Genomic DNA, 23,078 nt, shown 5'->3' on the forward strand with positions numbered 1-23,078 from the left:
CATGTTGAAATTCGGATCCCATAAGAATACTTTAAAGTTGTTTCTTCGTGGGCTCGCGGTGCCGGCAGGTAACCCGAATCTGAACCTTGCCCAGTTCACGGCGTTCTCGAAGCAGGTTCCGATATTATATTTGATCTTGCTTACAAATATGATCGCGCTCAGTTGGACGCATTGGGACGTGTCGCCTCTTTGGTTGACGCTTCTGATGCCGGGCCTGTTTGGCGTAGGGTGTATCGTGCGCACCGTCGGATGGGTCCGCAACCGCAACAAGGCAGTGACTGCCGACATGGCGTTTCGACGGCTGATTGCGACGAACCGCCTGGCCGCGCCCATCGCCGTCTTCTGCGTGAGCTGGTCTCTGGCGCTGCTGCGAGACGGGGATGCCTATCAGCAGGCGCATGTGGTTTTCTTCATGGCCATCACGGTGATTGGCATCATCTTCTGTCTGATGCACCTGCGTTCGGCGGCACTCGTTGTAGCCGTCACGGTGAACCTGCCATTCTTCATTGCCATGATGTTGACTGGAAAGCCGACTTTTATCGCTGCGGGTTTCAATGTCCTGCTGGTAACGGGAGCGATGATTGCCATCGTCGTCACGCATTACCGCGATTTTCGCCAGCTGCACGAATCGCGCCAGGTTCTCCTGACGCAACAGGAAAAGCTGCAGGCGCTTTCCGATGAAAATCTTCGTCTCGCCAATCTGGACAGCCTGACTTCCATTGCCAACCGCCGCAGCTTCTTCGCGGCATTGGACGAGGCGTTCGACGCTGCGCGCCGCAATGGCGGTGCGCTTGCTGTCGGTATCATCGACCTGGATGGGTTCAAGCCCATCAATGACATGTATGGCCATGCTGCCGGAGATAGGGTTCTGGTGGAGGTGGCCGAGCGGCTGCAGCATGCGGCGGGGCCGGATCTGCGTGTATTTCGTCTGGGTGGTGATGAGTTTGCGCTTCTCAACACTGGCGATTGTGCGGAAAAGGAATTGAGCGGGGTCGGGCAGAGCATTTGCCAGTCGATCGCTGCCCGAATCGATCTTGGCGGACGCAGCGTGCAGGTCACAGCCTCCATTGGCTTTGCCGTCTTTCCGGGTGTGGGCGATGGTGCACAGGATCTTTATGAGCGGGCCGATTACGCCCTCTATGCCGCGAAGCGAGATCGTCGCGGCGGCGTGGTCGTTTTCAATGCCGATCAGGCCGAGCGCCTGGACAGGCAGCGGCAGGTGGAAGGCGCGCTTCTGTCGGCCGACCTCGATCATCAACTGTTTCTTCTGTACCAGCCGATTTTCGATATCAGGGACAATCGCTGTGTCGGTTTCGAGGCGCTTGCCCGTTGGCACGACGAGAGGCTCGGCCTCATTTCACCAGGAGAGTTCGTGCCGATCGCCGAGCATAATGGCCGCATCAACCTGATCACCCGCATTCTTCTGGCCAAAGCGCTTTCTGAAGCAAAAACATGGCCGAGTGGTACTTATCTCTCGTTCAATCTTTCGCCGCATGACCTGGCAAGTGCGGATACGATGCTGCGCATCATTTCCCTCGTGCAGGCAAGCGGCTTTGACCCTTGCCGTATCAACTTTGAAATCACGGAGACTGCGGTGATCCGTGATTTCGCCCAGGCCATCGAATCGCTTGCCCTGCTGCGCAATCTCGGGGTCAGTGTTTCCCTGGATGACTTCGGTACTGGCTATTCAAGCCTGACCTATGTGCACAAGCTGCCGCTCTCGAAAATCAAGATCGATCGCAGCTTTGTTTCCGATGTTAACTGCCGGCCGGCCAGTGCGAAGATCATCACCTCCGTGCTGTCGCTCTGCCGCGAACTTGATCTCGGTGCGATCATCGAGGGTGTGGAAACGCAGGAGGAGTTGGAGACGCTGAAGGCACTCGGTGCGCAGGTGGTGCAGGGCTATTATTTCTCCAAGCCGCTGACGCCCGCCGCCGCGCGCAGCCTTGCGCTCAATGCCGGTGCGGCTTCGTCTGACGGGCTTGCGCTTTCGGCCTCATGAGCGGGGAGGCTACTTCTTGGAGACCGGATGACGTCCGGGGCGGGAGCGAGGCAGGTGGATACCGGTGCGGTCCTCTGCCGAAAGAACAGCTGCCCGCGACATGTTGAGCCGAATGGCCAGGCGATGGGCGTTCAGCCCTTCCTCCTTGGCCTGGGTTAGAATTTCCTCCCAATTCAGAGAGGGTTTGCCGGTCTTGGCGGCATCCGGGTTAACCCGCCGAAGTCTGATGCCCGTTCGAAACTCGTATTTACGGACGGTTGGCGATTGAACGCCCAGCTTTTCGCTGAGCTCTCGGATCGTCAGGTCGTTCGCTTTGGCATGCGACAATTCCGCCTGCCAGTCTATAGAGTTCTGGGTGGGCAACGTCTCTCACCTATTTCAATTTCGACTCAAGCAGGGCAAGCCTCTGTTCAAGAGCCGAGAGCTGATCCTTGCCCGGCTCTTTGCCGTCATCGGCTTCCCCGTCGCCGAACAGGATAGCATAGGTGATGGGATCGTTGTAGCGCATCATGATCTTCACGAAATCGCGCGGCGGCACGCCGACGGCATTCGCATAGGCTTCATAACGCTCTGCAGGCACGCGCCCGCGCCCTGCCTCGATCTGCGAGATGAAGGTGTAGTATTCAATGCCGACCCGCCCTGCCAGCTCCCGCTGGCTGAGGCCTGCCGTCTCGCGCTTTTCCCGAAGCCAGGCGCCAGCTTCCCGACGCAAGGCGCCCATTTCGTCCTTTGCTTTCATGTTGGCCGCGTGTGGTTGCATTGCCCCAAAACCCTTGAATGATCTGGAAAACGAGCACCGAAACACTTGCGTTCAGGTGCCTCTTGTTTCCATTTGTTTATTGAGCACTGTATATAGCGCTTAATTAATTTGTGTAAAGCGAACAGTGATAAAAAATATGAAACATATTCATGTTGTCGGCGTTATGTTCGATTTTTGCCATATTTTGTGGCGTTTTTCGATGTTTCCACGAACTCACTATACAGTGATAAGGACTCTTTTGTAAAAAAATATCAGATTTTTGTAAAGTGAAGCATTGACGTTTTGAGGGGGTGCGTATAGCAATCGCTTCCGACCGACACACTTGGTCGTTCCAATCGAGAGGAAACTGAAATGGCTACCATCCAAGGCGTATATGTTGCCCTGTTCGGCCGTCCGGCCGACCCGACGGGTCTTGCGTACTTCAACTCCGTCACCAGCGGCGGCGCGAACCTGTCCGCAATCGGCAACCTGGCTGCAACGCAGGAGTACCAGGCTCGTTTCGCCGGCCAGAACAATGTTCAGATCATCACGGCAATCTACCAGTCGCTGTTCAACCGCGATCCGGAAGCTGCTGGCCTGAACTTCTTCGTTGATGCGCTCAACAAGGGCACGCTCAGCGTCAACAACATCGCCATTGCGATCCTCGATGGCGCGCAGGGTTCGGACCGCACCGTGGTTGATGCCAAGGTTGCTTCGGCAAACGCCTTCACCGCCGCGCTCGACACACCGACGGAAGTCGCGACCTATGTGGGCACGAACGCAATCACCGCTGGCCAGTCCTTCCTTGCTGACGTTTCCACGACGGCAAAGACCTCTGCCCAGGCTGACACGGCGATCTCCACGCTCGTCACCACCAGCAACACCGGCAATGTCTCGGTCGCTCTGACGACCGGTACGGACGACAATATCGTTGTCGGCACGGGCGCAAATGATGCCACGTCGAAGAACGACATCATCACCGGCACCTGGGAATCGACCGACAAGGTCAATGGTGGCTTCGGCGTTGACACCTTCAACGCAACGCTCACCGGCAACCTGACGGCTGCTGCTGGCAACATCCAGAATGTTGAAATCTTCAACCTGAAGGCAACGGCTGCTTCGGTGGTTGATGTTGCAAACATCACCGGCGCAACGCAGATCTGGAACGCAAGCTCCACGGCTGACCTCACGGTGAGCAACATTGCGCTTGGCACGACGGTCGGCATCACCGGCACGGAAGCGTCGGCAACGACCTTCAACTTTGCCAACGCAACCGGCTCCAATGATTCGGCGACGCTGGCTGTAAACGCTGCTGCCAACACCGGCACGGTGACCATCGGTGCGATCGAGAACCTGACGATCAACAACACCGGCACGTCCAATGCTGGCGTCGTTGCTGCTGCCGACGCCAAGACGGTTGCCGTTACGGGTTCGGGCGATCTGACTGCGACGATCTCGGTTGCTGCCAATGGCTCGATCGATGCTTCCAGCCACACCGGCAAGCTGATCTTCACCTCAGGCGCTACCGTTGATGGCCTGAAGGTTGTTGCTGGTGCATCCAACGACACTATCAACATCACGGCTGGTGCGCATGGCGTCACCGTCACCGGTGGTGCAGGTTCGGATGCATTCAACTTCGGCGCTCTGACCGGCGTGACCGACGTGACGAAGATCGACACCCAGGTCAACACCATCACCGACTTCTCCACCACTGCGGATAAGTTGACGGTCGGTCTTACGGGCACCAAGGCCGTTCTGGACAATATCGCTCTCGGCAACATCAATGGTGCGACCACGCTTCAGGGCGCTGTTGCTGCAGCTGCTGCTGCCACGGCTGCAAGCGGCTACGCCGTATTCACCTGGCACGGCGATACCTACCTGTTCCAGAACGATGCCACGGCTGGCTTCAATTCTGGCGATGGCCTGCTGAAGGTTGTCGGCGTTTCCGACGTTGCTGCTCTCACGACGGCAAACTTCGCGATCGCCTGATCGGTATCAGACAAAGGTGTAGCCACGGCCGTTGGCCGTGGTGTCCTTCTAGAGCCCGCCGAATCGATTCGGCGGGCTTTTTGCGTTTGAGTGGGTGGACCGGTGAGGGCGTTCTTGTCTTGGTGAGGCAGATGCAGCGGTACACTCTGGCCCGATCTGCCAAGCGTATCTGGGATTTGGTGGGCTATGCTGACGGCGGTATGCTCAAGCTTGTTGGGACCCTCTAATGCCGCGTAATCCTGTTCACATCAGTAAATTCTTCCCGGAAGGCGAGGGCGAATTCGCTGTGACGTTTATCCGCAAATAAAAAGGGCGGGATCTGTTCCCGCCCATTTTCTCTATAGAGTATCGACACGACACGCGGCTGATGCCGCCGATGTCAGAGACGGAACTTGGATTCCAGCCGCGCCAGGCGCGACGCCAGTTCTGCCAGCGAAAGCTGTCCGTCTTCAGAAGCTGCAGGTTCTGCCGGAGCAGGCTGATCTTCAAACAGCAGACGGTAAATCTGCGGCTCATTGTAGCGCATCATTGTTTTGGCAAATTCCCGCGGCGGGATTTTGAGGGCTAAAGCATAGGCTTCATAGCGTTCCGGCGGCACCCGGCCACGCCCGGACTCGATCTGGGAGATGAAGGTATAGAACTCAATGCCGACCCTGGTCGCAAGCTCGCGCTGGCTCAGGTCAGCAACTTCACGCCGCTCCTTCAACCATGCGCCACATTCGCGCCGTAGTGCTGCGAGTTCATCCCTTCCTGTTGCTCTGTGAGCCTCCGCCTGCATCGTCTTTCGCCCTTGTTTGCGTGTTGTGCCGCCCATGGCCTTGTTGTGTTGTAACTCTATAGAGCAATTTTATGACGCCTGTAAAGATGCTGTCTACGTTTCCATTGCACATCATATAGGCTCAAAACCCCCTTTTTCACTTCATTGATGCTTTCATGACGGGTTGTGCACGGTAAAAGAGCGTGTGCAGTGAAATTAATAGTCATGAATTTGTGTGAGGTCGTATAGCGCAGGGTTGACGTTAAGCCAAACACGGTATAGCAGTTCCTACCGACCGACGTACGGTCGTTCCAATCGAGAGGAAACTTCACAATGGCTACCATTCAAGGCGTATACGTCGCCCTGTTCGGCCGTCCGGCTGACCCGACGGGTCTCGCTTACTTCAACTCCGTCACCAAGAACGGCGCTGACCTGTCCGGTATCGGCGATCTTTCTTCGACTGCAGAATACAAGGCTCGTTTCGCTGGTCTCTCCAACGTCCAGATCGTAAACTCGGTCTATCAGTCGCTGTTCGGCCGCGACGCTGATGTTGCTGGTCTCTCGTTCTTCGCGAACGGCCTGGCTTCCGGCAAGTACAACATCAACAACATCGCGATCACCATTCTCGATGGCGCGCAGGGCACTGACCTGACGACCGTCAACAACAAGATCGCTGCAGCCAACCTCTACACGGCTGCTCTCGACACCACCCCGGAAATCGTTGCTTACACCGGCAATGCTGCTGCCGACGCTGGCCGCGCTTTCATCGCTGGCGTAACGACCACCGTTCCGGCCCAGACGGCTGTTGACACGGCTGTTGCCAACATGGTTTCGACCGCTGGTAACGCTTCTGGCCAGACCTTCACGCTGACGACCTCTGCTGACATCCTGACCGGCACCGGCGGCAACGACACCTTCATCGGTGACAACACCGGTACCAATGCGACGGTTACTGCTGGTGACCAGATCAACGGTGGCGCTGGCGTCGATACGTTCAAGTACTACCTCGCTGCCGCTACCGGCGTTGAAGCAGCTGTTCTGCCGCAGCTGACGAACGTTGAGAACATCTACTACAAGGGTGGTGTTCTTGGTGATGCGAAGACGCTTGACGTGTCCGGCATTGCTGGTGTGACGGGCGTTGAAATCGACACGCCTTCTGCTGCATTGGTTGCCAACGCGAACTTCACTGTTAAGACCTCTGCTACGCAGGGTGTGACGCTTGATAAGATCAACGTTGCCAACGGTGGTACTGCGAAGGTTACGCTTTCCGGCGCAACGGCTGTTACCCTCAACGGCAACGGTACGGATTCGACCAACAACGGTACGCTGCAGGTCGACTTCTCAAGCGCGACTGCAACGTCTGCAAGCATTGCAACGACCGGCGCATCCAGCAAGGTTACCCTGCTTAATAGCGGCGCTAAGGTCAGCACCCTGACCATCACCGGTACTCAGGATCTGACGCTCGCTGAAGGCCTGACCACGCTGAAGACGATCGACGCTTCTGCCGCTACCGGCAAGATCGCTGTTGATACGTCGTCCGCGACTGTTGATGCTGCGTTCACCTTCAAGGCTGGCGCTGGCAACGACACCCTCACGCTGTCCCAGGCAAGCCTCCAGGCTTTGACCTCTGGTGCTCAGCTGGCTGGTAACGCTGGTACGGACACGATTTCCATCGTGAACACCGGCAACGACATCACCTTCGCTGCCAAGGAGTACACTGCTCTGAACGCCGCAACGGGCTTCGAAATCCTGCAGGTTTCCGGTAAGTCTGCTGCGACGGTTGATGCCTCTCAGCTGACCTCCATCAAGGAGTTCGCAGTTGGTGCCGGCACCAACACCATCACCAAGGTTGCTTCCGGCTCGGCTCTGGACATTCTTGCTGCTGGTACGCAGAAGGTTTCCGGCTCGGTTGGCGTCAGCGATCTGACTGTTAACCTCGGTTCTGCTACGGCAACGGCTGGTGTCACCAACACTGCTCTCGACGTAACGGGTCTGACCAACGTTACCGTCAATGCCAACATCAAGCCGGGCACTGTCGGCGCAACGTTCGATCTCGGCACGCTGACGAACAGCGACAACTCGACGTTCACCATCAAGGGTAACGGCGACGTTAAGATCGCGCTTGCAGCTGCAACGGCAACGGGTAGCAAGGTTGACGGTTCTGCTTCGACCGGTATTCTCGACATCACCGGCAACAAGGCTAACCTCGATCTGACGAAGGCTGCTCTGGCTGACGTTCTGATCGGCGGTGCTGGCAACGACAAGATCCACGTCGGTGCAAACGGTGCGATCGTAACCGGCGGTGCAGGCAACGACCAGTTTGACGTTGTCAAGGCTGTTGTTGGTACGGGCGCAACTTCAGGTAACACTGAAACTCCGTGGACGACTATCAAGGACTTCACGAAGGGCGACAGCATCCAGTTCGGCACCGACTTTAAGGTTGCCAGCGCTGTTACCAAGGTTGACCTCAGCGGCCTGGCTGCCAACTCCACCGACACCCAGGTTGTTACGGCCCTGCTGGCTAAGGGTAACGCAAAGGGCGATGTTCTTTGGGGTACCTACAACGGCCAGACCTACGTATACGAAGACGCAGGCACTGCAAAGACTGCAGACGCTGGCGACATCGCTGTCAAGATCACGGGTATTGTTGATCTGTCCACCAGCACGCACGCTGCTGACCAGATCCTGGTTTTCGCATAATATTGTGAGACCTTCGGCGTGTTGCTAACGCCTGCGATTTAAGGAGAGCCAGCCCTTTGGGCTGGCTCTTTTTTTTGGAGCTACCGAACAGTTATGGGGAAAGAAGATGGCGGCATGGGCGGCAGGATATGTATCCGACCTTGACTATAATTTCGGCTATTTCCCCGAGTTGAACCCAACCCATCTGGAGCTGGCTTTGCTCAGCAGGGGGATCAAGCCGCCCAAGATCGAGAATGCGTGCGAACTAGGGTTCGGGCAGGGGATTAGCGTAAACGTACATTGTGCGGCCTCGTCAGTGCGATGGTATGGCAATGACTTCAATCCCAACCAGTTGCTTTTCGCGCGAGACCTTGCCAGTAGTTATCAGGATGGCGCGCGCCTGACCGATGAATCCTTCGTTGAATTCTGCCGCCGCGATGATCTCCCGGACTTTGACTATATATGTCTCCACGGCATTTGGAGTTGGATCAACGAGGAAAATCGGGGCGTAATCGTGGACTTCCTGCGCCGCAAGTTGCGCGTGGGCGGTGTTCTTTACATCAGCTACAATACGCTGCCGGGATGGGCTCAACTCATGCCGTTGCGCTATCTGATGGCAAGTCATGCGCAGGCGCTTGGTTCGCCAAAAGGCTCGGTTTATCACCGTTTGACCGATGCGTTGAATTTCGCAACACAAGTTCTGTCTACAAATGCTGCGTTTGGGCGTACGAATCCGACTGTATTCGATCGGCTAAATCTCATTCACACGCAGGACCGCACTTATTTAGCGCACGAATATTTCAACCAAAATTGGCGCCCCATGTATTTCAACGAGGTTGCCGCGCAATTGGAGCCCGCAAAGTTATCCTATGCAGCTTCAGCTAATCTCTTTGATCACATCGATCCTATCAACTTCTCTTCCGAGCAACTGGAGTTGCTGTCAAGCATACCCGACATCGCACTGCGTGAGACGGTTCGCGACTACATCATAAACGGCGTGTTTCGTAAGGACTACTGGGTAAAGGGTACTCAGACGCTCAGTGATGTGGATCGTATAGCGGCATTGGCAGAGTTTCACGTGGTTGCGACTTGTTCCTGGGGGGAGGCGCCCAAGAAGATCACTGGCCCTCAGGGCGAGGCATTGCTTGATGAGCGCATTTATCGGCCGATCCTCGAAATGCTGTCGGACTTTCAGGTGCAGGCGCTATCGCAATTGGCTACCAAGTTATCGGATCGTTTGAATTTCGAGCAAATTCTACAGGCTTTGCTGATCCTTGCGGGAATGGGACGTTTGCATTTCATTCGGCCGCACAACAATCTTAAATCGATCAAGACGAAAACGGCATCGTTGAATCACAAGCTGTGCGAGCGAGCGAAGAGGGGCGGTGAGATTGCGGTGCTCGCCAGCCCGCTGACTGCTGGCGGTGTTCCGGTGGCACGTTTCAGCCAGCTGTTTGTTCTCGCCATGCAAACTGGCAAGAAGAGCGCGGATGAGCTTGCGCTGTTTACGTTGGATATTTTACGTGCGTCCGGCCACGCCCTTGTGAGAGACGGGCAAATCCTTTCTGGGCGAGAGGAAGCACTGGTTGAACTAACCACTCAGGCTACGACGTTTTTGCGCAGCGAATTTCCCAAACTACGCGCCCTGCAGGTCGTGTAGCGATCTGTCCTGAAGATATCAGATTGTCTGAAATACTCGGCGCCTATGCGCCGAGAGACATTCTGCGACGCTTCTTTCGTGCATCATCCATTGATTACATGTCATGAGTCTACTGTATTTTCGCGTTGATGCAGCGCCATCCGGCCGAAGCGGCAACTGTTAGTTCATCAACGTGGTCGTATTCAGTAAAGTCTCTTCTAAAGAAATCTTGAGTCTTTTTGGTGTGATTTCATGCTTCGCGGTGTTTTTCATAGTTTTCGTCAGGTGACATTCTGAAATATATGTGAAGCGATATGCGGGAGCGCTGCATGCGTCCGGCTGGGTCGTCGATTCGCGCATTATCTAGAAGCGATGCATGGATGGTGGTGCCAGCACGCGAGCCATGCGCGCTGCAAATCCGCCATTGCGTCTTTTCCCCGTCTCCTGCACTTTACGTAACAATTGACGACTGGATTCGGAATGATTTGAACAATCCCGTTAAGGCTTCTGTTATGGTCTCCCCATAACGTCCGTCGCAAGTTGATACTTGATTAAGGAGTTCGGAATGATTCCGACGGCAAGAGGGGCGCTGCGCGTCATCAAAACCTCTCTCATCCTGAAGGTTTTTCTGGTCTGTTTTCTGGCCGTGCATGCGCCGTTGATCGGCCTGATTGTCTATCTGGCTTTTGGCCTGCCGGAAGATCCTGTCCCTATGGTCTCCGCCGTGGTTGCGGTGACGGTGTTGGGCACTGTGTTTTCCTTCGCCATGATGTGGATGTTCTTCAAGCCGCTGCGGACGCTGGCCGCCTCCGTGCGCCGCTTCAATGTGGATGGCGTTCCCTTCCAGCTTCCCTCCGATCGCAGTGACGAGGTGGGCGTGGTGCTGCGCTCCGTCACCTGCATGGTGTCGGATATGAACCTTCTGATGATGCGGCTGAAGCATCAGGCGCTGACGGACCCGCTGACGGGGCTTGGCAATCGCCGCTGGCTGAACGAGAGGGTTGCGGAAGAGATCGCGCGCGCCAAGCGCCAGCGTGAGACGATTTCCATCATCGTCTTCGATCTCGACAACTTCAAGCAGATCAATGACCGTTATGGCCATGACGTGGGCGACCATGTGCTGGTGGCTGCCGGTGAGCTGATCACCAAGCATGTGCGGCCCTATGATCTCGCGGCCCGGATCGGCGGGGAAGAATTCTGCGTGGTGTTGCCGCGCACCCGTGGTGCCGATGCACTGACCATTGCCGAGCGCCTGCGCGCCTGCTTTGAGGAAGCGATCGTGCATCCCTTGGCCAAGGGTCGTGTTACCGCAAGCTTCGGCGTCTATCAGGCCGAGCCGGAAGATGGCCTGGCGCGCATGCTGACCTTTGCCGATAATGCGCTTTATCATGCCAAGCAGTCCGGCCGGAACCTTGTGCTCTCCTACGATCCGGACAAGCAGATGAGCAGTACCGGAAACCGGCGCGATTAAGCGCGCAACGGGGTGGGAGGCTGAGGCGTTTCACCCCGCCGAGACTTTGTTCACGCCTCTCTGTAAGGAGAGGCAGATGCGTGACGCCTTCGGTGGGTTGCGTGGTGGCTTGGCGTTGCGTTGTGCCTCAGCGGCCCGTTGCCATCAGCGCTGCCGGTTCGCCGACGATGGCATCGCGCTGCTGTTCGACAAGATCCCGCGCCAGTTCGAAAATTCCTTGCGGATCATCCTCTGCATTTTCATCCAGCATGTCCATGGCGGCGGCGTAGACCGCCTGTTCCTCCGCTGGGGAAAGCACACCTTTCTGCACGAGCACGCCCAGAAGGCTGGTGACCATTGCCGCAGACGCAAGGGCATTGGCCGAGGCGCAAAGAATTTCCGTTTCCGTCTTCATGCAATGCCATCCCCTGTCTTCGATAAGATAGTCTCTCAGCTATCATGAAAAGAAAAGGGGGAATGGCGATCAAATTTTCTCGGCAACGTTGCATGTGCCGTCCGATGGAGACGCTCCCGGCGGGCGGCGATCGCGATGGCCGCTCTGCATTCAGGCGGCGAGCAGCGCTCTCAGCTGTTCCTCGCGGCGAACGCCATGTTCATAAAGATTGATGATGAGGGCTGCAAGTTCAACAGCTTGCGTGCTGCGCTTGTCCAGCCGACGCCTGTTGGCAATGGTTTCGAAGAGCTGCTGCAGCATCGACAGTTCTTCAGGCATGATGACGCCACGATGCGTCGTCTTGTCCTTGATCATCAGGATCACCTTTATCAGATCCGCCCGCCTCATGCGGGAGGTTTATGTGCCGCGCGTGCAGAAGGGCCATCGCGATCGCATGTTGACCGGGGGTCGACGGCCCTTCTGCCTGTGGGGCAGGGGGACCATGGCCGACTCCGCGGCCTTCGTCTTGTTTGGTTCAGGGATAAAGTTAGCGAGAGGTTATGTCCTACATCGAGGCGCATCAATGCGGGACGAATGCCCCGTCAAATTCCCGTTATGGGCTCTTTCCATCTATCCCCACCCGTGGCGCGCGCCTTCCATATGCAGTATGGCTGCGGAAAATTTTCGAGGTCATGTGATGAGCCGGTTGCCCATTCTTTCCCTGCTGTTGACGATCGGCCTTTCTGGCCCCTCACTTGCCACGGATATACGGCCTGCGGCCTCCACGCCTCCCACCGGGGCCTCTGCCAAGTCTCCTGCATTGGTCGAGCCTCGGCTGAAGGTGAAGGGGTCAGGCATTGCGACGCGTCCGCGTGTGGCGCTGACCTTCGATGCCTGCATGGGGCAGGCGGATCCGCGTATCATCTCCGTGCTGGTCAACGAGCGCATTCCGGCAACCATCTTCGTCACTGCCCGCTGGCTGCGCAAAAACCCGGAGACGACAGCCATCTTCCTCCAGCATCCGGATTTGTTCGAGCTGGAAAATCATGGCGAGAATCACATTCCCGCGGTGGATGTGCCCGTCGCGATCTACGGCATTCCGGCGGCCGGTTCACCAGATGCGGTGGCGCGCGAAGTGTCAGGCGGGGCGAGCGCCATGCTTGCGTCCGGCATTGCTGCGCCACGCTGGTTCCGTGGCTCAACTGCGAAGTATGATGCCTCATCCATCCGGCAGATCCGCCAGATGGGCTATCGCATTGCCGGTTATTCGGTGAACGGGGATGGCGGTTCGCTGCTGGGCGCCGATATGGCGGAAAAGCGTGTGGCGGGGGCGAAAGATGGTGATGTGGTGCTGGCCCACATCAACCAGCCGACTCATGCAGCAGGCGAGGGCGTGGCGCGCGCTTTGCTATCGCTGAAAAAGCGCGGCACCGAATTCGTAAAGCTTTCCGACGCGGAAGAGATCGGCGACAACGAGACAACCCGATAACGATCAGCCGCCAATGCGGATCTCTGCTCGGCTATGGGTCTTTTCCAGATTGCCATAGAACTCGCTGGCACGGGCGGTGCGGATCTGGCTTTGCAGATGCTCCACTTGTGCCTCTGCAGTCCCCCGCAGCAATTGATCCAGATCCTCGTGCCTGATGCCGTCGGCCTGCATCAGCATGGCAATCAGGGGATCATGCATGAGATCCTGTACAGTCATTTCCTGGTCCATGACTTTTCCTCCGTCTTCATTGCGAATCATTCTGCCGCAGGATTGCGACGGAAATATCGCTGCGCGCGCCCCGTCCTCTTCACAGGTTCGGGAGCGCATTCAGCCCTTCATGTCCCATTACGTGGCATTTCTCGGAACGGATGTTCCGGGGCACTCATTCTGTGCACAGATAGACAGCGCTTTCATTCTTCTTCCTTACGCGCCAGCAACTTCGGTTCTGCTGCCCGGAGGCGCGGCCTGTGGATGACCTGTGGATAGAGAAAATCAAGTTCGGTAAATGTTTCCATTCCGTTCTGCGGCAGGAATTTTGTTGCATCGCAACAATTATGCTGATGCCAGAAGCACTTGCTTAGTTAATTTTAACGCCTTGGCGATAGCATGGGAACGTAGCCGGTCCTGAACCGTTTGTGTCTGCGCAAGGGAGTATCCGCCATGATCATCAAGCTTCTCGAAATTCTTCGCGAGCAGGACGATGCAGGTCTTGCCACGGGGACCTATGCAGACGGCGCCTTTTATCTGACACGTGATGGAGAGGCCAAGGAAGGCAAGCAGCATTGCATGCGCGAGTCCTATGACAGGGATTTCAGGACCGCCCGCCGTCTCGCAGACAGCGCACTCGTTTTCGCCTGATAAAACTTTGCGTGTGACGGTCGGGAAACCGACCGTCCCTTATATCCGCATATTGTTATGTTCCGCCAAACCTTTATAAGGTTTCGCATTATGTGAATGCGGGCACGGGGACAGGACATGTTTCGGCAGGCGGGGCTGGCGGGGCTCGATATAGAGCAACTCTTCAATCATTCTCCGAACCCCTATGTTATCGTCGACCGCGATCTGCGTATCGTTGGTATGAATGAGGCCTATTTGGCTGTTACCATGCAGAAGCGCGATGCGCTGGCCGGGCACATGCTCTTTGAAGCTTTCCCGAGTGATCCTGAGTCACCCCATGGCCGCATGCTGCGTCAATCCTTCGCGAAGGTTCTGCAAACGGGACAGGTGGATCACATACCGCTCATTCCCTATCCCATCTCCAACCCCGACGGGACGCTTGCGCATCGCTACTGGAGTGCCACGCATACGCCCATCAACGATGCTGAAGGACGGGTGGAGTACATCCTTCAGCACACGGTGGACGTGACAGAACTGCATATGCTGCGGCAAGCCAATCCGGATGCCGATTGGAAGATGCAGACCGACCTTTTGCGCCGTGCAGATGCCGTGCAAGGCCAAAACCTGGCGCTTGGCCGCGAGCGGGAATATTTGCGGGGTCTTTTCGAGCAGGCGCCAGGCTTCATGGCGGTCCTGCGTGGCGAGCGCCATGTCTTCGAGATCGTGAACGCGTCCTACCGGAAACTGGTTGGCCGCGCCGACCTGATCGGCAAAACGGTCCGTGAAGCACTGCCCGAGATTGCTGGTCAGGGCTTCTATGAACTCCTGGATAATGTCTACAGCTCCGGAAATCCCTATAGTGCGCATGGCGCCAGGGTAACCCTGCAACACCCCGACGGCGGTGAAGCGAAAGAGGTTTTCCTCGATTTCATCTACCAGCCATTGCGGGATGCCGATGGAGCTGTCAGCGGTATCTTTGTTCAGGGTAATGACGTCACTCAGCTTCACCAGGCTGAGGAGGCGGCCCGGGAAAGCGAGGATCGCTTCCGCACGCTTGCGCATTCCTTGCCAAACCATGTCTGGACAGCAACGGCGGATGGCCGCGTTGATTGGAGCAATCCGTCGATGCTGGACTATCTTGGTGTCAAGGATCCCATTGCGGAGTTGGCGGAGTTCGAGCCCCTCCTGCATCCGGAAGATGTTGATCGCGTCTTCGATCAATGGCGCCAGTCGCTGGCGCACGGGCAGGCGCTCCAGAGCGAACACCGCTTGCTTCATCGCGGTGGCGCTTATCGTTGGTTCCTGACACGCGCCGTTCCCATTCGCAATGGTGTGGGTGAGATCGTTCGCTGGGTCGGCACCAACACTGATATCGAAGAGCAGAAGAAGACGGAATCGCGCCTTGAGACCCTGGCGAGCGCGCTGGAAACGCGCGTCGAGGAGCGGACGGCAGAGCTTCAGAAGACGCAGGAAGTGCTGCGTCAGAGCCAGAAGATGGAAGCCATCGGCAATCTGGCCGGCGGTATTGCTCACGACTTCAACAACCTTCTGCAGGTTATTACCGGCAATCTGCAACTGCTTGCGAAGGATTTGCGTGGCAACGATATTGCCGAGCGCCGCCTGAATAGCGCTCTCGATGGTGCGTCACGCGGCGCAAGGCTTGCCTCGCAATTGCTGTCCTTCGGGCGTCGCCAGCCTTTGGCCCCTAAGGTCGTCAATCTCGGCCGGCTCGTGCGCGAGATGGATCACCTCATCCGCCGCAGCATTGGAGAGGCCATCGAGATCGACACGATCGTAGGTGGCGGTTTGTGGAACACGCAGGTTGACCCGTCCAATGTCGAGAACGCCCTTCTGAACCTTGCGATCAATGCGCGCGATGCCATGGAAGGCCGCGGTCGGCTTACGATCGAACTTGGTAACGCCTATCTGGACGATCACTATGCCCAGAACGCCTTCGACGTGAAGGCCGGCCAATATGTGATGCTGGCGGTCAGCGACACCGGTTGCGGCATGCCGGCCGATGTTTTGGCGCGGGCCTTCGATCCCTTCTTCACGACCAAGCCGGAGGGCAGGGGAACCGGGCTTGGCCTTTCCATGGTCTATGGTTTCGTGAAGCAGTCGGGCGGGCATATCAACATCTATAGCGAGGTTGGCAGCGGTACGACGGTTCGCATCTATCTGCCCCGTTCCATGGAAGTGGAAGATGTGATTGCCGAGGAGCCGTCAGGCAATGTCGCCGGCGGTACGGAAACCATTCTTGTCGTAGAGGATGACGAGGCCGTTCGAGATATTACCGTCAGCATGTTGAGCGAGCTCGGTTACAAGGTACTGAAGGCGCGGGACGCCGACAGTGGATTGGCCATCATCGACAGTGGCGTAATGATCGATCTTCTCTTTACCGATGTCGTGATGCCGGGGCGGCTGAAAAGCAGCGAGCTGGCCCGCAAGGCCAAGGAGCGGCGGCCGGATATCGAAGTTCTCTTCACCTCGGGCTATACGGAAAACTCGATCGTGCATGGCGGGCGGCTTGATGCGGGTGTGAATCTGCTGAGCAAGCCCTACGCGCGCGAGACACTTGCCCGCAAGGTGCGGTTCTTGCTGGATAAGGCCAGGGAAAACAGAGCAAATATGGCCACGACCGCGACTCCGCAGACTGCAACGCCATCAAGCAGCAACAGCGGCATCCGTGTTCTGCTTTGCGAGGATGAAGCGCTGATCCGCATTTCGACGGCGGACTACCTCCAGGACTTCGGCATTACCGTTGTGGAGGCTGGCACCGGCCAGGAGGCGTTGCAAGCCATCGATGGAGCGGCGATCGATATTCTGGTGACCGATGTGCATCTGCCTGACATGAATGGCCTCGACCTGTTGAACCGGATGCGAGAAACGTACAAGGACCTGCCTGTGATCTTCGCGACCGGCGACCTGCATTTGCCAGGCATGGAGGCGCTCGATCAGGCTGCGCTTGTCACCAAGCCCTATGATTATGATCTGCTTGCCAAGTTGATCCGGGACATGGTCAATCGCCGCAGGCCGACTTGATCAGCCAGTGTATCGGTTGCTCGATCTCTTCAAGATCGATGCAATTTTATCCGTCAGATTTTTCAGCCCCTTAGCAAGATGGTGGCTGGTCGGAACTGAATGGCGCGTTTCCATTCTGGCACCGTCACATCTTCTTTGGTCTATTGCCGCCGTCAAGCATTGCGGGGGCAATATCAAATATGCGTATCATGCATTTTCCATTTGCGGCCGTCGTCCTTATGTCGCTGCCGTCCTGTTATTCTATGTCCAAAGAAGAATGCGTTGCGGCCAACTGGAAGGTGGTTGGGGAAAGCGATGGCGCCAACGGATATAATCCTCAAAGTCGTTTTGCGGAGCACACGAAGTCTTGCGCACGCGTCAAGATCGTGCCGGACCAGACGGTCTGGTATTCGGGCTTTCAGGAGGGCATCAAGCGCTACTGCACGCCGCAGAGCGGCGCCATCCACGGCGAGGCCGGCGACGAGTATAACAATGCCTGCCCGGCAGAACTCCAGTCGGGGTTCATGAGCGGCTATTCGCTGGGCAAGCGCGTGCGCGATTTGCGTGGGCAATTGGATAACATCAATTCCGACATCAGCAATCGCGAGCAGGATACGGATCAGGCCTATAAGGATCTGAAGACGGCGCAGGATCAGGAGCGGGGTCCGCTCAAGATGCGCATCGACGACAACGATTTTAACATCCGTCGCCTGCGTCGCGATGCCGACGATGTTTCTGCTCAATTGTCTGCTGCGGAGCGGGATCTGGCGGCTTTCCGCGCCAATCCGCAGTTTATTGCGATGCCCCGGCCATAATAGAAAGGTCAGCCCCTCCATTTGCGGGAGGGGCTGATATTTGCCTCAGAGGCTCGATCCGTTTTCCTGGATCACCTTGGTCAGGCTGCCCGTTGCCGGGAAAAGCGGGATCAGGCATGCCTGGAAGGCGTGGTAGATATCGCCCTTGCCGGGGAAGAGGCTGTTCGCCGGCTTCAGGTCTTCCGTCGTTTCCTCAAACCAGCCGCCATGGTCACGATCCAGGAAATGCGCCGCAATCGTCGACCAGATCGTCCGGTAGCTTTCCTCATGGAAGCGGCTTGGCGCATGGTGGTTGAGGAAGTGGGCCGCCCCGGCTGCCTCACACATCGGCCACCAGAGCTTGGACCGCTTGTCCGGATTGTCCTGCCAGTCGAGCGTATAGAAGAAGCCCCCTTTTGCCTTGTCCCAGCCAAGCGTCATGGAGCGTTCGAACAGCGCTTCCGCGGCCTCAACCATCCAGGCTTGGCGGTTGCCGCCGAGCGCATAGAGCTGCAGCAGCAGGCGCGCCCATTCCAGCCAATGGCCCGGCGTGGTGCCCGCCGGGCGGAACATTTCGTTCGGGTGATAATAATTGCGGTCGACCACCCAGTTCTCATCGAAGTGTTCGGCGACCCGGAAACCTTCTTCGCGGGCGCGGCGGTTGATCAGGAGGTCGGCGATACTTTCCGCCTTCTGCAGATAATGCGCCTCGCCGGTCGCTTCGAAGGCGGCCATCAGGCTTTCCGTTAGGTGCATGTTGGAGTTCTGGCCGCGATAGCCGGGCACCGGCTGCCAGTCTGCGGAGAACTCTTCCGCGATGGCGCCGTGTTGCTTTTCCCAGAACTTCGTTTCGATCACATCGGTGATATCAGTCAGCATCTTGTCGGCGAGCGGGTGTTCAACCACCTTGGCCGAGGAGGCGGCCAGCAGAACGAAGGCGTGGCCGTAACCCTGCTTGGACGCGTCCGCGGCGCCATCATCATTCGCCTGCCAGAAGTAGCCGCCGTTTTTCTGGTCGCGATGCTTTTCCCAGAGATAGCGCATGCCATGGTCCACCACATCTGCCGCGCCCGGTCGGCCGAGCAGATCAGCAATGGCAAAGCAGTGGACCATGCGGGCGCTGGCATGGATGCCACGCGCCGGATTGTTGGTGTCGAGCGGCTGGCCCTGACGGTTCAGATCATAGAAGCCGCCCTTGGGATTGATCGCACGGTACTGGAAGAAATCCATCAGGCCTTCAGCCTGAGCGAGCAACCATCGGCGATGGTAGGGACGCTCCGCCCAAAGTTTGGAAAGCCCAGCCGTTCTGATCATGATTTCCTCCACGCACAAGAAAAAGTAAGCTTCAGCCCCTATATCTTCATGCTACCCAACTGTCATGAGCAATCGCGAAATCAAGGTGTTACAAGACTGTAACATTGACATAAAGATATCTTTATGTGATTAAGCGTTGATTGGCGTCAAGCTTCGAGGAGAGTGCCCGTGTTCGATCAACTGTTCGGCCCCCAAGGTGCAGCACGAAACGGCGAAGAGATTTTTCAGGCACTGGCAAAGGCCGCCCGTGAGCGTATCCTCATTCTCGACGGCGCCATGGGTACGCAGATCCAGGGACTTGGCTTCAACGAGGACCATTTCCGCGGCGAACGTTTCATTGGCTGTGCCTGTCATCAACAAGGCAATAACGACCTTCTGATCCTGACCCAGCCGGATGCGATCGAAGAAATCCATTACCGCTATGCCAAGGCGGGTGCCGATATCGTCGAGACCAATACCTTCTCGTCGACCCGGATCGCGCAGGCCGATTACGAAATGGAAGGCGCCGTCTATGATCTCAACAAGGAAGGCGCCGAAGTCGCCCGTCGCGCCATTGAGCGCGCCATGCGCGAAGATGGCAAGCGCCGCTTCGTGGCCGGCGCCATCGGCCCGACCAACCGCACGGCCTCCATCTCGCCGGATGTGAACAATCCCGGCTTCCGCGCTGTCTCCTTTGATGATTTGCGCCTTGCCTATGCCGAGCAGATCGACGGTCTGATCGACGGCGGCGCCGACATCATTCTGATCGAGACTATCTTCGATACGCTGAACGCCAAGGCTGCGATCTTCGCCTGCGAGGATCGCTTCGTCGCGAAGGGCATCCGTCTTCCCGTCATGATCTCGGGCACCATCACCGACCTCTCGGGCCGCACGCTCTCCGGCCAGACGCCGACCGCCTTCTGGAATTCCGTCAGCCACGCCAAGCCGTTCACCATCGGCTTCAACTGTGCGCTCGGCGCCGATGCCATGCTGCCGCATCTGCAGGAAGTGTCCGCCATTGCCGACACTTTCGTCTGCGCCTATCCCAATGCCGGCCTGCCGAACGAGTTTGGCCAGTATGACCAGACGCCGGAAGGCATGGCCAAGCAGGTGCGGGAATTTGCCCGCCAGGGCCTTATCAATATCGTCGGCGGCTGCTGCGGCTCGACGCCGGACCACATCCGCGCCATCGCCGAGGCGGTGAAGGAATTTGCCCCGCGGCAACTGCCGGAGCATCGCCCCTTCATGTCGCTCTCGGGCCTCGAACCCTTCGAGCTGACCAAGGACATTCCTTTCGTCAACGTCGGCGAGCGCACCAATGTCACCGGCTCGGCCAAGTTCCGTAAGCTGATCACCGCTGCCGATTACACGTCCGCCCTCGCTGTCGCCCGCGATCAGGTAGAGAACGGTGCACAGATCATCGACATCAACATGGACGAAGGCCTGATCGACTCGGGCCGCGCCATGGTCGAGTTCCTGAACCTGATTGCCGCCGAGCCCGATATCGCCCGCGTGCCTGTGATGATCGATAGCTCCAAGTTCGAGATCATCGAAGCCGGCTTGAAATGCGTGCAGGGCAAGGCGGTGGTGAACTCCATCTCGCTGAAGGAAGGCGAGGAGAACTTTGTCCGCCAGGCCAAGCTGATCCGCGCTTATGGTGCTGCTGTCGTGGTCATGGCTTTTGACGAGCAGGGCCAGGCCGACACCTACCAGCGCAAGGTGGAAATCTGCCGCCGCGCCTACAAGATCCTGACCGAAGAAGCGGATTTCCCGCCGGAAGATATCATCTTCGACCCCAACATTTTCGCGGTCGCGACGGGCATCGAAGAACACAACAATTACGGCGTCGACTTCATCGAGGCCACGCGCACCATCCGTCAGGAAATGCCGCTGGTGCATATCTCCGGCGGTGTGTCGAACCTGTCCTTCTCGTTCCGCGGCAATGAGCCGGTGCGCGAGGCGATGCATGCCGTCTTCCTCTACCACGCCATTCAGGCGGGCATGGACATGGGTATCGTGAACGCCGGTCAGCTGGCGATCTATGAGAACATCGATCCGGAACTGCGCGAGGCCTGCGAAGACGTGGTGCTGAACCGTCGCACTGACGGCACCGAGCGGCTTCTGGCTGTGGCGGAAAAGTTCCGCGGCGCGGGCGCCAAGGAAGCCAAGGCGCAGGATCTGTCCTGGCGCGAATGGTCGGTCGAGAAGCGGCTGGAGCATGCGCTGGTCAACGGTATCACCGAATATATCGAGGCCGATACGGAAGAGGCGCGCCAGAAGGCCGAGCGTCCGCTGCATGTCATCGAAGGTCCGCTGATGGCGGGCATGAACGTCGTCGGCGATCTGTTCGGCTCCGGGAAGATGTTCCTGCCGCAGGTGGTGAAATCCGCCCGCGTCATGAAGCAGGCGGTGGCCGTTCTGTTGCCATACATGGAAGAGGAAAAGCGCCTGAACGGCGGGAGCGAGCGCCAGTCCGCCGGCAAGGTGCTGATGGCGACCGTCAAGGGCGATGTGCACGATATCGGCAAGAACATTGTCGGCGTCGTTCTCGCCTGCAACAATTACGAGATCATCGACCTTGGCGTCATGGTGCCCGCCACCAAGATCCTGGAAACGGCTGTCGCCGAAAAGGTGGATGTGATCGGTCTCTCCGGCCTCATCACGCCTTCGCTGGACGAGATGGTGCATGTTGCCTCCGAAATGGAGCGGCAGGGCTTTGACATTCCGCTGCTGATCGGCGGCGCGACCACCAGCCGCGTCCACACGGCGGTGAAGATCCATCCGAAATACAATGCCGGGCAGGCGGTCTATGTGACCGACGCAAGCCGCGCCGTCGGCGTCGTCTCCAACCTTCTGGCCGAAGGTGGCCGTGAGGAGTATGTCGCCAACATCCGGGCGGAATATGCCAAGGTGGCGGCGGCCCATGCCCGTGCGGAGGCGGAAAAGGTGCGCCTGCCGATCGAGCGTGCCCGCGCCAACCGCGAGAAGATCGACTGGGCGGCCTATCAGCCGGTCAAACCGAGCTTCACGGGCACCAAGGTGTTCGAAGATTATTCGCTGGAAGAACTGGTGCCCTACATCGATTGGACGCCCTTCTTCCAGACATGGGAGCTGAAGGGTCGCTACCCGGCCATTCTCGAAGACGAGAAGCAGGGTGAGGCGGCACGTCAGCTCTATGCCGATGCGCAAGCCATGCTGAAGAAGATTGTCGATGAAAAGTGGTTCCGCCCCCGCGCCGTGATCGGCTTCTGGCCGGCCAACGCGGTGGGTGACGATATCCGTCTCTTTGCGGATGACGGCCGCTCCAAGGATCTCGCAACCTTCTTCACGCTTCGCCAGCAACTTTCCAAGCGCGATGGCCGCCCGAACGTGGCGCTGTCCGACTTCGTGGCGCCGCTCGACACGGCCAAGCAGGATTATGTCGGCGGTTTCGTGGTGACGGCGGGCATCGAGGAGGTGGCGATTGCCGAACGCTTCGAACGCGCCAATGACGACTACTCATCGATCCTCGTCAAGGCGCTGGCCGACCGTTTTGCCGAAGCCTTTGCTGAACGCATGCATGAGCGCGTGCGCAAGGAATTCTGGGGCTATGCGGCAGATGAAGCCTTCTCCAATGAGGATCTGGTGTCGGAAGCCTATGCGGGCATTCGCCCGGCCCCCGGATATCCGGCCCAGCCCGACCACACGGAAAAGACGACGCTGTTCGAGCTTTTGAAGGCGACGGAAACGACTGGCGTGACGCTGACGGAGAGCTATGCCATGTGGCCGGGCTCCTCCGTTTCAGGCCTCTATATCGGCCATCCCGGCTCCTACTACTTTGGCGTTGCCAAGGTGGAGCGCGATCAGGTGGAAGACTATGCCCGCCGCAAGGGCATGGCTGTTGCCGAGGTCGAACGCTGGTTGGGACCGGTTCTGAACTATGTGCCCGGCAATGATGAGGACGCGGTAGAGGCGGCGTGAGCCGCGCGTCGCTAGTCGCGAACGGTCTCTTTCGT

17 protein-coding genes are annotated in these 23,078 nt (G+C 57.8%); 10 read left to right on the plus strand and 7 right to left on the minus strand.

Features of this window, described 5'->3' with window-relative positions:
* The first annotated feature begins 178 nt into the window (after positions 1-178).
* Positions 179-2,002: a putative bifunctional diguanylate cyclase/phosphodiesterase gene (locus tag Q2T52_RS10390; RefSeq protein WP_302076651.1), complete on the plus strand. Its 1,824-nt coding sequence runs from the start codon at positions 179-181 to the stop codon at positions 2,000-2,002.
* A 9-nt stretch (positions 2,003-2,011) separates the two neighbouring features.
* Here Q2T52_RS10390 and Q2T52_RS10395 read toward each other — a convergent pair whose 3' ends face one another.
* Together Q2T52_RS10395 and Q2T52_RS10400 are read right to left on the minus strand one after the other, a co-directional pair.
* Positions 2,012-2,365: a hypothetical protein gene (locus tag Q2T52_RS10395; RefSeq protein ID WP_302076652.1), complete on the minus strand. Its 354-nt coding sequence runs from the start codon at positions 2,363-2,365 to the stop codon at positions 2,012-2,014.
* 10 nt (positions 2,366-2,375) lie between these two features.
* A complete protein-coding gene (locus Q2T52_RS10400; RefSeq protein WP_367187292.1) occupies positions 2,376-2,741 on the minus strand; it encodes a helix-turn-helix domain-containing protein in 366 nt (121 codons plus the stop codon).
* Positions 2,742-3,113: 372 nt separating this feature from the next.
* Here Q2T52_RS10400 and Q2T52_RS10405 point away from each other — a divergent pair, with 372 nt between their 5' ends.
* Positions 3,114-4,730 (plus strand): beta strand repeat-containing protein, encoded by a 1,617-nt coding sequence (locus Q2T52_RS10405; RefSeq protein WP_302076653.1) that lies wholly within the window; start codon positions 3,114-3,116, stop codon positions 4,728-4,730.
* A gap of 379 nt (positions 4,731-5,109) precedes the next feature.
* On the opposite strand, the gene Q2T52_RS10410 is transcribed toward Q2T52_RS10405, so the two are convergent.
* The gene (locus Q2T52_RS10410) at positions 5,110-5,508 is read right to left on the minus strand and encodes a helix-turn-helix domain-containing protein (RefSeq protein WP_367187293.1); all 399 of its coding nucleotides are present in this window, start codon (positions 5,506-5,508) and stop codon (positions 5,110-5,112) included.
* Between the two features lie 312 nt (positions 5,509-5,820).
* Between Q2T52_RS10410 and Q2T52_RS10415 the strand changes: the two genes are divergently transcribed.
* From Q2T52_RS10415 to Q2T52_RS10425, 3 genes are all read left to right on the plus strand, one after another.
* Positions 5,821-8,187, plus strand: coding sequence for a beta strand repeat-containing protein (locus Q2T52_RS10415; protein WP_302076654.1), 2,367 nt, complete (start codon positions 5,821-5,823; stop codon positions 8,185-8,187).
* A 106-nt stretch (positions 8,188-8,293) separates the two neighbouring features.
* Positions 8,294-9,826 carry a methyltransferase regulatory domain-containing protein gene (locus Q2T52_RS10420; RefSeq protein ID WP_302076655.1) on the plus strand — a complete coding sequence of 511 codons (1,533 nt, stop codon included), beginning with the start codon at positions 8,294-8,296 and terminating at the stop codon, positions 9,824-9,826.
* Positions 9,827-10,370: 544 nt separating this feature from the next.
* Positions 10,371-11,276 carry a GGDEF domain-containing protein gene (locus tag Q2T52_RS10425; RefSeq protein ID WP_302076656.1) on the plus strand — a complete coding sequence of 302 codons (906 nt, stop codon included), beginning with the start codon at positions 10,371-10,373 and terminating at the stop codon, positions 11,274-11,276.
* 127 nt (positions 11,277-11,403) lie between these two features.
* Here Q2T52_RS10425 and Q2T52_RS10430 read toward each other — a convergent pair whose 3' ends face one another.
* Entirely contained in the window at positions 11,404-11,670 is a 267-nt protein-coding gene (locus tag Q2T52_RS10430) for a hypothetical protein (protein ID WP_302076657.1), read from the minus strand.
* Positions 11,671-11,820: 150 nt separating this feature from the next.
* Positions 11,821-12,024, minus strand: coding sequence for a hypothetical protein (locus Q2T52_RS10435; protein WP_302076658.1), 204 nt, complete (start codon positions 12,022-12,024; stop codon positions 11,821-11,823).
* A 322-nt stretch (positions 12,025-12,346) separates the two neighbouring features.
* Here Q2T52_RS10435 and Q2T52_RS10440 point away from each other — a divergent pair, with 322 nt between their 5' ends.
* The gene (locus tag Q2T52_RS10440; RefSeq protein WP_302076659.1) at positions 12,347-13,138 is read left to right on the plus strand and encodes a polysaccharide deacetylase family protein; all 792 of its coding nucleotides are present in this window, start codon (positions 12,347-12,349) and stop codon (positions 13,136-13,138) included.
* A gap of 3 nt (positions 13,139-13,141) precedes the next feature.
* Here the strand turns inward: Q2T52_RS10440 and Q2T52_RS10445 are convergent, their stop codons facing one another.
* Complete coding sequence (locus Q2T52_RS10445) at positions 13,142-13,366, minus strand: hypothetical protein (protein WP_302076660.1); 225 nt, start codon at positions 13,364-13,366, stop codon at positions 13,142-13,144.
* A gap of 432 nt (positions 13,367-13,798) precedes the next feature.
* On the opposite strand from Q2T52_RS10445, the gene Q2T52_RS10450 reads away from it, so the two are divergent.
* From Q2T52_RS10450 to Q2T52_RS10460, 3 genes are all read left to right on the plus strand, one after another.
* Complete coding sequence (locus Q2T52_RS10450) at positions 13,799-13,996, plus strand: hypothetical protein (protein WP_302076661.1); 198 nt, start codon at positions 13,799-13,801, stop codon at positions 13,994-13,996.
* A gap of 117 nt (positions 13,997-14,113) precedes the next feature.
* The gene (locus Q2T52_RS10455; RefSeq protein ID WP_302076662.1) at positions 14,114-17,017 is read left to right on the plus strand and encodes a hybrid sensor histidine kinase/response regulator; all 2,904 of its coding nucleotides are present in this window, start codon (positions 14,114-14,116) and stop codon (positions 17,015-17,017) included.
* Between the two features lie 242 nt (positions 17,018-17,259).
* Complete coding sequence (locus Q2T52_RS10460; RefSeq protein WP_302076663.1) at positions 17,260-17,811, plus strand: DUF2799 domain-containing protein; 552 nt, start codon at positions 17,260-17,262, stop codon at positions 17,809-17,811.
* Between the two features lie 45 nt (positions 17,812-17,856).
* On the opposite strand, the gene Q2T52_RS10465 is transcribed toward Q2T52_RS10460, so the two are convergent.
* Positions 17,857-19,104 (minus strand): AGE family epimerase/isomerase, encoded by a 1,248-nt coding sequence (locus Q2T52_RS10465; protein WP_302076664.1) that lies wholly within the window; start codon positions 19,102-19,104, stop codon positions 17,857-17,859.
* A gap of 168 nt (positions 19,105-19,272) precedes the next feature.
* Between Q2T52_RS10465 and metH the strand changes: the two genes are divergently transcribed.
* On the plus strand, positions 19,273-23,043 hold the full coding sequence (gene metH / locus Q2T52_RS10470; RefSeq protein WP_302076665.1) for a methionine synthase: 3,771 nt from the start codon (positions 19,273-19,275) through the stop codon (positions 23,041-23,043).
* Positions 23,044-23,078: the final 35 nt, after the last annotated feature.

Source organism: Rhizobium oryzicola, from assembly GCF_030504645.1.
Taxonomy (GTDB): domain Bacteria; phylum Pseudomonadota; class Alphaproteobacteria; order Rhizobiales; family Rhizobiaceae; genus Neorhizobium; species Neorhizobium oryzicola.

Excerpts from the sequence above, each read along its gene's own strand:
- Q2T52_RS10400 (WP_367187292.1), bottom strand. The coding sequence starts at position 2,741 with ATGAAAGCAAAGGACGAAATGGGCGCCTTGCGTCGGGAAGCTGGCGCC.
- Q2T52_RS10405 (WP_302076653.1), top strand. The coding sequence starts at position 3,114 with ATGGCTACCATCCAAGGCGTATATGTTGCCCTGTTCGGCCGTCCGGCC.
- Q2T52_RS10410 (WP_367187293.1), bottom strand. The coding sequence starts at position 5,508 with ATGCAGGCGGAGGCTCACAGAGCAACAGGAAGGGATGAACTCGCAGCA.
- Q2T52_RS10415 (WP_302076654.1), top strand. The coding sequence starts at position 5,821 with ATGGCTACCATTCAAGGCGTATACGTCGCCCTGTTCGGCCGTCCGGCT.
- Q2T52_RS10420 (WP_302076655.1), top strand. The coding sequence starts at position 8,294 with ATGGCGGCATGGGCGGCAGGATATGTATCCGACCTTGACTATAATTTC.
- Q2T52_RS10425 (WP_302076656.1), top strand. The coding sequence starts at position 10,371 with ATGATTCCGACGGCAAGAGGGGCGCTGCGCGTCATCAAAACCTCTCTC.
- Q2T52_RS10430 (WP_302076657.1), bottom strand. The coding sequence starts at position 11,670 with ATGAAGACGGAAACGGAAATTCTTTGCGCCTCGGCCAATGCCCTTGCG.
- Q2T52_RS10435 (WP_302076658.1), bottom strand. The coding sequence starts at position 12,024 with ATGATCAAGGACAAGACGACGCATCGTGGCGTCATCATGCCTGAAGAA.
- Q2T52_RS10440 (WP_302076659.1), top strand. The coding sequence starts at position 12,347 with ATGAGCCGGTTGCCCATTCTTTCCCTGCTGTTGACGATCGGCCTTTCT.
- Q2T52_RS10445 (WP_302076660.1), bottom strand. The coding sequence starts at position 13,366 with ATGGACCAGGAAATGACTGTACAGGATCTCATGCATGATCCCCTGATT.
- Q2T52_RS10450 (WP_302076661.1), top strand. The coding sequence starts at position 13,799 with ATGATCATCAAGCTTCTCGAAATTCTTCGCGAGCAGGACGATGCAGGT.
- Q2T52_RS10455 (WP_302076662.1), top strand. The coding sequence starts at position 14,114 with ATGTTTCGGCAGGCGGGGCTGGCGGGGCTCGATATAGAGCAACTCTTC.
- Q2T52_RS10460 (WP_302076663.1), top strand. The coding sequence starts at position 17,260 with ATGTCCAAAGAAGAATGCGTTGCGGCCAACTGGAAGGTGGTTGGGGAA.
- Q2T52_RS10465 (WP_302076664.1), bottom strand. The coding sequence starts at position 19,104 with ATGATCAGAACGGCTGGGCTTTCCAAACTTTGGGCGGAGCGTCCCTAC.